Annotated in this window: 10 protein-coding genes; 4 read left to right on the top strand and 6 right to left on the bottom strand. The window is 68.9% G+C overall.

The window, feature by feature from the left end; genetic code table 11:
* Nucleotides 1-27 precede the first annotated feature (27 nt).
* Complete coding sequence (locus VHB27_RS09440; protein WP_325599613.1) at nucleotides 28-2,355, bottom strand: xanthine dehydrogenase family protein molybdopterin-binding subunit; 2,328 nt, start codon at nucleotides 2,353-2,355, stop codon at nucleotides 28-30.
* 100 nt (nucleotides 2,356-2,455) lie between these two features.
* On the opposite strand from VHB27_RS09440, the gene VHB27_RS09435 reads away from it, so the two are divergent.
* The gene (locus tag VHB27_RS09435; RefSeq protein ID WP_325599611.1) at nucleotides 2,456-3,604 is read left to right on the top strand and encodes an acetate/propionate family kinase; all 1,149 of its coding nucleotides are present in this window, start codon (nucleotides 2,456-2,458) and stop codon (nucleotides 3,602-3,604) included.
* Between the two features lie 16 nt (nucleotides 3,605-3,620).
* On the opposite strand, the gene chrA is transcribed toward VHB27_RS09435, so the two are convergent.
* Nucleotides 3,621-4,841, bottom strand: a complete 1,221-nt coding sequence (chrA, locus tag VHB27_RS09430; protein WP_325599609.1) for a chromate efflux transporter — start codon at nucleotides 4,839-4,841, stop codon at nucleotides 3,621-3,623.
* Between the two features lie 94 nt (nucleotides 4,842-4,935).
* Between chrA and VHB27_RS09425 the strand changes: the two genes are divergently transcribed.
* Entirely contained in the window at nucleotides 4,936-5,262 is a 327-nt protein-coding gene (locus VHB27_RS09425; RefSeq protein ID WP_325599607.1) for a PadR family transcriptional regulator, read from the top strand.
* Nucleotides 5,263-5,317: 55 nt separating this feature from the next.
* Here the strand turns inward: VHB27_RS09425 and VHB27_RS09420 are convergent, their stop codons facing one another.
* Nucleotides 5,318-6,637 (bottom strand): MFS transporter, encoded by a 1,320-nt coding sequence (locus tag VHB27_RS09420; RefSeq protein ID WP_325599605.1) that lies wholly within the window; start codon nucleotides 6,635-6,637, stop codon nucleotides 5,318-5,320.
* 135 nt (nucleotides 6,638-6,772) lie between these two features.
* Between VHB27_RS09420 and VHB27_RS09415 the strand changes: the two genes are divergently transcribed.
* A complete protein-coding gene (locus tag VHB27_RS09415; RefSeq protein WP_325599603.1) occupies nucleotides 6,773-7,930 on the top strand; it encodes a cobalamin-independent methionine synthase II family protein in 1,158 nt (385 codons plus the stop codon).
* An 89-nt stretch (nucleotides 7,931-8,019) separates the two neighbouring features.
* Here the strand turns inward: VHB27_RS09415 and VHB27_RS09410 are convergent, their stop codons facing one another.
* Nucleotides 8,020-9,411, bottom strand: a complete 1,392-nt coding sequence (locus tag VHB27_RS09410; protein WP_325599601.1) for an amidase family protein — start codon at nucleotides 9,409-9,411, stop codon at nucleotides 8,020-8,022.
* A gap of 87 nt (nucleotides 9,412-9,498) precedes the next feature.
* Here VHB27_RS09410 and VHB27_RS09405 point away from each other — a divergent pair, with 87 nt between their 5' ends.
* Nucleotides 9,499-10,395, top strand: coding sequence for a polysaccharide deacetylase family protein (locus VHB27_RS09405; protein WP_325599599.1), 897 nt, complete (start codon nucleotides 9,499-9,501; stop codon nucleotides 10,393-10,395).
* Between the two features lie 28 nt (nucleotides 10,396-10,423).
* On the opposite strand, the gene VHB27_RS09400 is transcribed toward VHB27_RS09405, so the two are convergent.
* Both VHB27_RS09400 and VHB27_RS09395 read right to left on the bottom strand, forming a co-directional pair.
* On the bottom strand, nucleotides 10,424-11,221 hold the full coding sequence (locus VHB27_RS09400; RefSeq protein WP_325599597.1) for a phytanoyl-CoA dioxygenase family protein: 798 nt from the start codon (nucleotides 11,219-11,221) through the stop codon (nucleotides 10,424-10,426).
* A 23-nt stretch (nucleotides 11,222-11,244) separates the two neighbouring features.
* Nucleotides 11,245-11,928, bottom strand: a complete 684-nt coding sequence (locus tag VHB27_RS09395; RefSeq protein ID WP_325599595.1) for a GntR family transcriptional regulator — start codon at nucleotides 11,926-11,928, stop codon at nucleotides 11,245-11,247.
* Nucleotides 11,929-12,076: the final 148 nt, after the last annotated feature.

Below are 12,076 nucleotides of genomic sequence, written 5' to 3'. Positions count from 1 at the left end.
GCTTCGCTCACCGCGGCAGGATCCTGCCTACGCCGCCTTCGCCAGCGCCATCGCCCGCCACACCCGTTCCGGCGTCGCCGGCATGTCGATATGCGTCACCCCGTCATCGGCCAGCGCGTCGATGATCGCGTTGATCACCGCCGGCGGGCTGCCCACCGCCCCGGCCTCGCCGGCGCCCTTCACGCCCAGCGGGTTGGACGCGCACGGCACCTCCAGCAGTTCCACTTCGATGTCGGGGAACTCGTTGGCACGAGGCAAGGCGTAATCCATCAGGCTGCCCGACAGAAGCTGGCCCGACGACGCCTCATAAACCGTGTGCTCCAGCACCGCCTGGCCGTAGCCCTGCGCCACGCCGCCCGCGACCTGGCCACGCACGATCAGCGGGTTGATCGCCTTGCCGACATCGTCGCAGACGCTGTAGCGGATCAGTTCGACGACGCCGGTGTCCGGATCGACCTCGACCTCCGCCATGTGGCACCCGTTCGGGAAGGTATGCGCGTCGATCGCCGCGATCTCGGCCGCGTCCAGCATCGTGGCCGCCTGCCCTGCCGCCTTCTTCTTCCGCTGCCGTTCCGCCAGCGTCAGGATATCGATGCCGCGATCGGTGCCGACGACCGAGAATAGCCCATCCGCGAACCCGATATCGGCGACGGCAGTCTCCAACTCCTCGGATGCCGCCTGCTTGCCCTTGTCGATGACCGAGGCGCTGGTCTTCAGGATCGCCTGGCCTTCGGAATACAGGCTGCGTGCGCCGCCGGTGCCGCCGCCGACCGGGATCGTGTCGGTATCGCCCTGGCGGATGCGGATCTTCTCGCCATCGATGCCCAGGTTCGCGGCCGTGAGCTGGACATAGGCGGTCTCATGCCCCTGGCCGGTCGATTGCGTGCCGACATAGACGTCGACGAAACCGTCATCGGCGAAGCGGATCTCCGCCCGTTCGGTGGCGTCGCCGCCGGTCGCCTCCAGGTAATAGGCCAGACCCAGGCCGCGCCGCTTGCCCTTCGCCCGGGCGGCCGCCTTGCGTGCGGCGAAGCCGGCATAGTCCATGCGCCGGATCGCGGCATCCAGCACGATCCGGAAATCGCCGCTGTCGTAGTTCTTCCCGACCGGCGTCTGATGCGGCATCGCATCCGGCGTCACCATGTTCGACCGGCGCAGCGCCACGCGATCGACGCCCAGTTCCCGCGCCGCCGCGTCGACCAGGCGCTCGACCAGGTAGTTGCTTTCGGGACGACCTGCGCCGCGATACGCGTCGACGGGCACCGTGTTGGTGAACACGCCCAGGACGTTGGCATAGATCGCCTTGAAACCATACACGCTGGAGAGCACGCCGGTCCCGGCATAGGTCGGGATATAGGGCGCGAACGTCGACAGGTACGCGCCCATGTTGCTGATGTTGCGCGTGCGCAACGCGATGAACTTGTTGTCCTTGTCCAGCGCCAGCTCGCCCAGCGTCACGTTGTCGCGGCCCTGGGTGTCGCACAGGAACGCTTCCGCCCGGTCCGCCGCCCATTTGACCGGACGGCCCAGCTTGCGCGCGGCGAAGCAGGTCAGGACGTGTTCGGCATAAAGGAACAGCTTCATCCCGAAACCGCCGCCGACATCGGGCGTGATGACGCGGAACTTCTCCGGCTCGACGCCGAACAGCGGGCCGATCAGGTTCTTCACCAGCCAGCCGCCCTGGGTGTTCGCGTACAGCGTCCACCGCCCGGTCGTGCCGTCATAATCAGCGAGCGCCGCCCGAGCCTCCAGGCTGTTGACGACGATGCGGTTGTTGACGACGGTCAGGCGGGTGACATGCGCGGCCTTGGCGAATTGCGCCTCGGTCGCGGCCTTGTCGCCGATCTCCCAGTCGAAGGCGAGGTTGTGCGGCACCTTCGGCCAGACTTGCGGGACGCCCTTGTCCATCGCCGTCGCCAGGTCGGTCGCCGCCGGCAGCAGGTCATAGTCGGCGACGATCGCTTCCACCGCGTCGCGCGCCTGCTTGGGCGTGTCGGCGACCACGAAGGCGACCGGATCGCCGACATGGCGGACCATGCCTTCGGCCAGCACCGGATGCGGCGGCGCGGCCTGCGGCGTACCGTCGCGGTTCTGCACCAGGGCCGCGCAGGGCAGCGGTCCCAACCCCTCGGCCTTCAAATCGGCCGCCGTATAGACGCCGCGCACACCCGGCAGCTTCGCCGCCTCGCGCGTGTCCAGCGCGGTGATCCGGGCGACGGCATGCGGGCTGCGCAGGATGACGCCGTGCAGCATGCCGGGCAGGACGATGTCATCGGTGTACCGCCCGGCGCCTTTCAGCAGCCGCGGGTCCTCCACGCGCCGGACCGGCTGGGCAAGGCCGAACTTCGTTGTCATCGTCCTGGAACTCCCGTCGAACACGAATTCATGCGAGAGGATGTACCGCCGGAACCGGAAAGGCCAAGGGGTGAGTGACATGGCGTCGGAGGTTTGAACGATGACGGTGGACGGACAACGGATCGTGGTGCTGAACAGCGGCTCTTCCAGCCTGAAATTCGCCGCCTACCGGCCCGGCCGCGACGGCGAGCGGCTGCTCAGCGGCGAGGTCGAGGGGATCGGCGGCAAGGCGCGGCTGCAGATGGGCGGCACGGCGAAGGACGTGACGGCGGCGGACCCGGTCGCGGCGATGCACGTGATCGCCGACCTTCCCGACGGGCCGATGGCCGGGGACGTCGTGGCGTTCGGCCATCGCATCGTGCATGGCGGCCCGGACCTCGATCGCCCGGTGCTGGTGGACGAGCCGGCCTTGGCCCGGATCGACGCCGTCTCGCCGTTGGCGCCGCTGCACAATCCGCCGGCGCTGGCGGTGCTGCGGGGGCTGCGCGACCGCTTCCCCGGCATCCCCCACGTCGCCTGCTTCGACACCGCCTTCCATCGCGGCCATCCCCCGGTCGCCGACCGGTTCGCGATCCCCGAGGCGCTGTATCAGGAAGGCGTCCGGCGCTACGGCTTCCACGGCCTGTCCTATCAATACATCGCCGGCGTGCTGCCGCCCGAGATCGCCGGCGGGCGCGTCGCCGTCGCGCATCTGGGGTCCGGCGCGTCGATGTGCGGGCTGGTGAACCGGCGCAGCGTGGACTCCTCGATGGGGTTCACCGCACTGGACGGGCTGCCGATGGGGACCCGGTCGGGGTCACTGGACGCGGGCGTGATCCTGTGGCTGCAGCAGCACAAGGGCTGGCCGGTGGACCGGGTCGAGGCGTTCCTGTACCACGATTGCGGCCTGAAGGGCATGTCGGGGCTGTCGAACGACATCCGCGTGCTGTTGGCCAGCGAGACGCCGAGCGCGCGGATGGCGGTGGACTATTTCGTCTACCACGTCGCCCGCACCGCCGGCGCGCTGGCAAGCAGCATGGGCGGGATCGACGGCCTGGTGTTCACCGCCGGCATCGGCGAGCACAGCGACATCATCCGCGCGCGGGTGCTCGACCGGCTGGGCTGGATGGGCTTCCGGGTGGACGCCGCGGCGAACGCGAAGGCGCCGGGCCGGATCACCGGGGCGGACAGCCGGTTGCCCGCTTATGTGATCCCGACCGACGAGGAGCGGGTGATCGGGAACGCGACATGCGCGCTGGTGGGGGTGTAGGCGCGGGCGTGCCGGTTCAGCCAACCAGGCCCAAGCCGATCCCGGCCAGTGCCGACAGCGCGACGACAAGAAGCGGGGGCGTGCGCCAGGCGACGAGAAGGACAAAGCCCGAGGCCGCCACGGCGAAATCCGCCGGCGTCAGCACCGCGCTCGTCCACACGGGGTTGTAAAGCGCCGCGCCCAGCAGGCCGACGACCGCCGCGTTGGTGCCGCGCATGGCGGCTTGCGCCTCTGGCCTGGCGCGGAGGCCGTGCCAGAACGGCAAGGTTCCCAGCAGGCAGAGGATGCCGGGCAGGAAGATCGCAAGAAGCGCGATGACAGCACCCAGGATACCGCCGGGCGGTACGCCGGCCACCGCGCCGAGATAGGCGCCGAACGTGAACAACGGACCCGGCACCGCCTGCGCCGCGCCATAGCCCGCGAGGAACGTGCCGTCGGAGACCCATCCCGGCACCACGACGGCGTTCCGCAGCAGCGGCAGCACGACGTGCCCGCCGCCGAACACCAGGCCGCCAGACCGGTAGAAGGCGTCGAACAGGGCCAACGGCCCGGCCGGCACCGGCACGAAGGCGAAAGCCAGCAGCGCGAAGAAGATGACGAGACAGGACAGGCCGAACCACCGCGACACCGGCATGATAAGGCCGTCGGCCGCGACATTGTCGTCGTCTCGGCACAGCAGCCACCCGGCGACACCGCCGCCGGCGATCGTGCCGATCTGGAAGATCGACCACGGGGCGAGCAACATGACCACCAGCGCGACGATCGCGATCGAGGCCCGCGTGCGATCCGGACACAAATTCCGCGCCATGCCCATGACGGCCTGCGCCACGATCGCGACGGCGACGAGCTTCAGTCCATGCAGCAATCCCGCACCCGTCGGCGAGCCGGCGATGCCCCCCGCCCCGTAGGCGAACAGGACCATGAGGATGGCTGAAGGAAGGGTGAAGCCCGTCCAGGCCGCCAATCCGCCCAGCAGGCCGCCGCGCATCAGGCCGATGCCAAAGCCCGTCTGGCTGGACGCGGGACCGGGCAGGAACTGCGACAGGGCGACCAGATCGCCATAGGCGCGTTCGGTGAGCCACGTCCGTCGCTCCACGAACTCGGCTCGGAAATACCCGAGATGCGCGATCGGGCCGCCGAAACAGGTCACGCCGAGCCGGAGGAAAACCAGCAGGATTTCGAGCGGCCTGCCGGGTGGGGCGCCGGGCGGGGCGCCGGGTGGACGGGCTGCTCCCATCGCTTCGGCCGGCAATGGCGGGTTAGGTTGATGGGATCCTGGATTGGACATAGGGTGATGTTATTATCGAGTCTCGATAACGGCAATCGATAGAATGGAATTCCACGACCTTCTTTCCGGCTTCGTGCGCATCCACATCCTGCACCACGCCGCCGAGGGCGAGGTGTACGGGCAGTGGATGATGGAGGAACTGGCGCGGCACGGCTATCGCATCAGTCCGGGAACGCTCTATCCGATGCTGCAGGCCATGGAGGAGCGTGGTTACTTGACGTCCCGCCAGGACTCGGACGGACGGCTTGGTCGTCACCGGAAGGTCTACACCGCGACCGAGGAAGGGCGGCGCGGTTTGGAACTGGCGCGCAGGCAGCTTCGCGAGTTGACGGGCGAAGGCCGCACCAAGAAAGCGTCCGCCGCGACATGAAATGCCGCGCCAACCGGCGCCGCCCTTTCGAGAGGCGGCGTCCAATCGCGCATGCCTACTCGCGCGCGACGGCGCTCATGCCGAACCCGGCGGACCCAAGCCGGACATGGCGGCGCTGGATCGCCACCAGCGCGACGATGCTGAGAAGCGCGGTCGCCATCAGGTAGAAGCTGGGCGACAAGGGATCCCCGGTCCGCGCGATCAGCCACGTGGCGACGAGCGGCGCGAAGCCGCCGAACGTCGTCACCGACAGGCTGTAGCTGAATGCGATCCCGACCGCGCGCGCGTCGACCGGGAATTGTTCCGCCAGCAACGATGGCAGCACGCCGCTGTATCCGCCCTTGATCAGGTTCAGGAGACCGACGGCGAACATCGCGGTCGCGAGCGACGGGTGCGCGGCCATCAGCCAGAACACCGGATAGGCGGCCAGCGCGAACAGCCATGCCATCGCCAGCATGATGCGCGGCCGCGCCGTCTTGTCGGACCAATGTCCCGCGACGACCGAAAAGACGGCCAGCGCGATACCGCCCACCAGCGTCGCCGCGAAGCCGGTATAGGACGGCAGATGCAGCGTCCTGACCGCATAGGTCGGGATATAGAGCAACAGATAATACGAACTGTTCGAAATGATCGAGGCGCCGAACGCCAGCAGGACCGGCACGGGATAGCGGTGAAGCAGGTCGCGGATCGGCAGGGTCGGCGGCTTGGCGGCTTCGAGGAACTCGGGCGTCTCCGTCATCCGCGAACGGATATAAAGGCCGATCGGACCGACCAGCAGGCCGAACATGTAGGGAATGCGCCACCCCCAGTCGAGCAACTGCTGATGCGTCAGCAGCGTCGTCACGGCCAGGCCGAACAGCGCGACGAAGATCGAGACGACGCCGGTGCTGGACCATTGCCAGCTTGCGCTGAACCCCCGGCGCTCGCCGGCATGCTCCACCAGGAAGGCGACGGCGCTGCCGAATTCCCCGCCGACGGAAAATCCCTGCAGAAGCCGGGCGATCGTGATGATGATCGGGGCCGCGATGCCGATCGTGGCATAGCCGGGCGTCGCGACCATCAGCACCGTGCCCAGCATCATCAGCGCGATCGACAGGGTCAGCCCCGCCTTGCGGCCCGCGCGGTCGGTATAGGTGCCGATCACGGCGGCCCCCAGCGGACGCGCGACATAGGACAGCCCGAACGCGCCAAATGTGATCAGCAGCGAAATGGTCGGATTGCCGGTGGGGAAGAAGACCTCGGCCAATGTCGAGGCGAAGTAGCCGTAGACAAGGAAGTCGAACCATTCGAGCGCGTTGCCGATCGTCGCCGCGACGATCACGCTGCTCAGACGCTGCGGCGCGGCCATGGTGCCCGTAGCCGGGTTGTCGGCCATTTGCGCTTCTCCCCCCTGCTTTGGCATCCATTCCGTGCCAGGCGCGGGACGGGGTCAAGAGGCCGTCCGGCGTTTGCGCCTTCGCGATCCCATGCCGCATGATGCCGGTCCGTTCAACGAAACGGGGAAACGCCCATGTTGATGAGCAGCGACCGCATTCTGGTCACCCATGTCGGCAGCCTGCCGCGCCCGGACGCCTTGTCCGACCTGTTGATCCGTCAGGAAGCCGGCGAGGCGATCGACACCGCCGAACTGGCCCGCCAGGTCGAGCGGGCGACGGCACAGGTCATCGACAAGCAGGTCGACGCCGGCGCCGACGTGGGCAACGACGGCGAGCAGTCGCGCGTCGGCTTCCAGACCTACGTTCCCCGCTGCCTCTGCGGCTTCGGCGGCGAGTCCCAGCGCCCTCCCGCTCGGGACCAGCTCCGGTTCCCGAGCTATGCCCGGCAGACGGCGGCACGGTTTCCGCACTCGGCGCGGGTGACGAACGCGCCCGCGGCGCTGTCCGAGGTGCGGTACGTCAACAGCGCCCCCATCGAGGAAGACGCCGCACGGCTGAAGCGCCTGGGGGGTCGTTTCCGCGAATGTTTCATGACCGCACCGTCGCCCGGCATCGTCGCCACGACGATGCTCAACCAGCACTACGACAGCCACGAGGCTTACCTGATGGCCCTGGCGGAAGCGCTGTCCCATGAATACCGGGCCATCCACGACGCCGGCCTGGTCCTGCAGATCGACAGCCCGGACCTGGCGATGGAGCGGCACCGGTTCTTCGGCCACCTGGACGACGCCGCGTTCCTCCGCCAGCTCGAACTGCATGTCGCCGCGATCAACCTGGGCATCGAGGGCATTCCCCGCGACCAGGTCAGGCTGCATGTCTGCTGGGGCAACAACGACGGGCCGCATATCTACGACATCGCGATGGCGTCCATCCTGCCGGCGCTGTACCGCGCCAATGTCGGCGCCCTCTCGATCGAGTTCGCCAATCCGCGGCATCAGCACGAATACGCTGCCCTGCGCGACAACAAGCTGCCGGCGCATATGCTGCTGATCCCGGGCGTTCTGGATACGACGACGAATTTCGTCGAGCATCCGGAAGTCGTGGCCCGAAGGCTGGAGGAAGCGGTGGCCGTGGTCGGCGACCGTGAGCGGGTGATCGCCGGCACGGATTGCGGCTTCGGCACGTTCGCCGGCCGCGAATACGTGGCAGAGGAGATCGTCTGGGAGAAGCTCGCCGCGGCCGCCGAGGGCGCGCGCATCGCGTCGCGGCGGCTATGGGGCGCGGCAGCATAGGACGTGCCGGCTTCGATCGGCCATTCCCGCCAGGCGCCGACAACCGCGGTGCCTGGTCGCTGACCGTCGGGAAGACCGACGCCTGAACCCTAGCCCAGATCGACCACGGGGAACGGTTGAGCCGCCTCGATCGCCCGCGCCGCGCGCAGCACCAGGTCGTCGCGGAACTGCGCCGCGGCGATCTGCACCGAGTTGGGCAACCCATCCCCGCGCGGCCCCATCGGCACCGAGATCGCCGGCTGGCGCGACAGGTTGAACAGGAACGTCCACGGCGCCCATTCGGTCCACAGCGCGCGGATCGGGTCGGTCACCGGTGCGTCCGCCAAGGGCGGCCCGGCCGGCACCGTGGGACACAGGACAAGGTCGAACTGCTGGTGCAGCCGCGCCATCGCGTGCGCCGTCGCCGCCCGGGTCGCCTCGGCATCCATGAACTCGATCGCCGTCATCCCGCCCAGCGCCTGGGCCACCTGATGGATCCCGGGGTCCAGCAGCGCGGCGTTGTTCCCCATCACGGCGACCACCCGCGCGAGGGCGGCCCCCCAGACGCGGCCGAAGACGGCGGAGGTGTCGGGCAGGTCGATCTCGGCCTGGGTCACCAGGGCCCCCGCATCGGCAAGGAGCTGCGCCGCTTTCTCGACCGCCGCGACGCCGTCGGCATCGACCGGCGCGTCAAAGCCGGGGCGCCCGAGGACGCCGACCCGCAGGCCTTCGACGCCGGCCTCGATCCCATCCAGCCAGTCGCGCGGGTCGTCCGGCAGGCAGAACGGATCGCGCAGGTCCCAGCGCGCCATCGCGCCCAGCATCAGCGCGGCGTCCCGCACGGTGCGCGTCATCGGCCCGGCGCAGGACACGCTGGCGAACGCACTCGCCGGCCATTGCGGAATCCGCCCGTAGCTCGGCTTCAACCCGACCAGGCCGCACCATGCCGCGGGGATCCGCACCGACCCGCCGGCGTCGGTGCCGACATGCAGCGGACCGAACCCTGCCGCCCCGGCCGATCCGGCGCCGGAGGACGACCCGCCCGTCGTATGGGCCGGGTTCCAAGGGTTGCGGGTGATCCCGTGCAGCGGGCAGTCGCCCGGCGACTTCCAGCCGAACTCCGTCGTCGTGGTCTTGCCGATGACCACCGCCCCGGCCGCTTTCAGTCCCGCGACCAGCGGCGCGTCGTCCGGCACCGGGTCGGCGCTGGTGGTGCGGCTGCCGCGGCGGGTGGGGAAGCCGGCCAGGTCGACAAGGTCCTTCACCGTGCAGGGCACGCCGTCCAGCGCGCCGATCGGCCGCCCGGCCCGCCAGCGCCCCGCGCTCTCCTGCGCCGCCCGCACAGCGTCGGGGTTCATCACCGCAAAGGCGTTCAGCTGCGGATTGAAGCGCGCGACACGCTCCGTCACCGCCTGCAGGACATCGACGGGCGTGAGCTGCCGGCAGGCGAAGGCGGCGATCATCGCCTCGGCGGTGAGCAGGGCGGGATCGGTTTCGGACATCAATGTCTCCTGCTGAGGGCGGGTGCTTTACCGGCATCGGATCGCGGGTGCAGCATGGCGGCGACCTGGACGGAAGGGAACCCCGATATGGACGAACAGCAACCCTGGCAGTGGCCCGAACCCACCTGGCGCCAGATGGTCGGGCGTGCTCGGGCCGGCCGCAGCCTGCGGCCGGCAAGCTGGCCCAACGGCGCGCGCTGCGCGGTGGCGATCAGCTTCGACTCGGACCACGAGACGATCCCGCTGCGCGACAACGACCCCAGCCCGATGCGGATCAGCCAGGGCCAGTACGGCAACCGCCAGGCCACGCCGCGCATCCGCAAGCTGCTGGAACGGGAGTCGATCCCGGCCACCTTCTTCTTCCCCGCCGTCTCCGCGCTGCTGCACCCGGACGAGGTGCGGGCGCTGGCCGGCGACGGGCATGAGATCGGCATCCACTCCTGGATCCACGAGGTCAACACGACGCTGCCGCGGGAGGCGGAGCGCGAGCTGACCCTGCGTGCGCGGGAGACGCTGGCCAAGATCAGCGGGAAGGAACCGGTGGGCATGCGGACGGCGAGCTGGGACTTCTCGGTCAACACGCTGGACATCATCCGCGAGATGAAGCTGCTGTACGACAGCAGCCTGATGGCCGACGACGATCCTTACGAGCTGGAGGACCAGGGCGTTCCGACCGGGATCGTCGAGCTGCCGCCGGAATGGATCCGCGACGACGCGGTCTATTACAACATGCTGCGCTTCTCCGGCCTGCGGCCCTATACGCCGCCGTCGGCGGTCGGGGAGATCTTCACCGCCGAATTCGACGGCGCCTGGGACGAAGGCGGGATGTTCCTGCTGACGATGCACCCCCACATCACCGGCCACCGCTCCCGCATGCCGGTGCTGGCGCGGCTGATCGCGCACATGAAGGCGAAGGGCGGTTGCTGGTTCGCGACGCACGCGCAGATCGCGCAATGGTGCAAGGACCACGCGGCGGCACGATAGGCGGACGTTGCAGGGGGCGCGGCGCCCCCTACTCCGCGGCCTGGCGATGGCGCTGCGCATAGCGCACCAGCGCGTCGGCGTCGGTCGGCACGATCGGGGCGAAGTCCGTGTGCGCGATCCACTCCGCGCGCGTCGGCTTCCTGATATAGTTGGAAACGGCATTGAGCGTCAGATAGACGATCTTCCGCGGATAGGGCGTGATGTTTCCGGCGGAACCATGCACCAGGTTGCCGTGGAACATCAGCAGCCCGCCCGGCTTGCCGGTCGGTGCGACGATGCCGCCCTGCTCCACCAGCTTCGTCACCGTCGCCTCATCGAGCGTCCATAGCGGATAGGACGTCGTGCTGGTGTCGTGCCCGGCTGACAGGACACCCTGGGTATGGCTGCGCGGCACCAGCATCAGCGGCCCGTTGATCGGCATCACCTCGTCCAGGAAGATCGCGATGTTCATCGCCCGCGGCTCTGGCATGCCGTCGTCGCGCGCCCAGGTGCCGTAGTCCTGGTGCCACTGCCAGACGTCGCCGGTGAACGACGCTTTCGCGTTGATCTTGTATTGATGCATGTAGACCGGCTCGTTGAACAACTGCTCGACCGGGCGGATCATGCCGGGATGCCGGGCCAGCAGCCCGTGCGCTTCATTGTAGAGATGCGCGGCGAAGGCGGTGCGGGGCGCACCGGATTTCTCGCGCCACACTTCGGGTCGTTGCTGGCGATAGATGTCCTCGGCCTCGGCTTTCAGGACCGCGACTTCCTCCGGCAGGAATACCTCCGGCAGGAACAGGTAGCCTTCTTCGTGGAACTGCTTGATCTGGGCGTCGGTCAGCATGGGATCGTTTCCTTCGTTATGGGTTATGCGGCGTTGGATCGCAGCCGTTCGGCGGTCATCCGCGCGGCGCCGGCCGCGTGGGATATGGCTTCGGCCTCGGCCTTGGCGGCATCTCCGGCCAGGATCGCCTCCAGGATCGCGGGGTGCTCCCGGCGCCAGATCGTCTCGGCATAGCCTTGGCGGTGCAGCACGCCGGCCATGGCGCGCATCAAATGGGGCCAGAGCGGCGCGGTCATGTCCTCGATCGCGCTGTTTCCGGACAGGCGATAGATCGACTTGTGGAAGTCGGTGTCGGCCCGCACCAGTACCGGGACCGGCGTGGCGTCGCTGTAGTCGCGCCCGTCTTCGAGCTGCACGCGCAAGCCCGCCAGTTCCAGCTTGTCCGCCTCTCTGGCCCGCACCTGTTCGGCGGCCAGCCGAGCAGCCAAGCCGTCAATCGCCTGGCGGACCTGGTAGAGCTCGCCGATCCGAACCAGGTCGAGCGGCACGACACGCAGGCCCTTCTTGCCGTGCTCCTCGACCAGGCCCTCGCGTTTCAGCAGGTGCAGCGCGTGGCTGACAGGCTGGCGGGAGATGCCAAAGGACAGCGCCAGCTCCGCCTGCCGGATGCGTTGGCCGGGCGCGAGCGTACCGTCGGCGATCGCATCCAGAAGCTGCCGGTAGGTCAGGTCGATCAGGTTCGTCGGGTTCGGCAGTGGCTGCAGCATGGAATTCGGAATTCCAAATTCAGCCTACCGGTACCCGTCCCCTGCCCGTCCGTCAACGCCCCCCCCTCTGCGCCCCCCCTCTGCGCCCCCCCCTCTGCGCCCCCCCCTCTGCGCCTCCCCCTCTGCGCCTCCCCCTCTGCGCCTCCCC

Source organism: Rhodopila sp., assembly GCF_035548235.1.
Lineage (GTDB): Bacteria > Pseudomonadota > Alphaproteobacteria > Acetobacterales > Acetobacteraceae > Rhodopila.
Note: the sequence above shows the minus strand (reverse complement) of the source record. Positions and strands in the feature narration are given on the sequence as shown.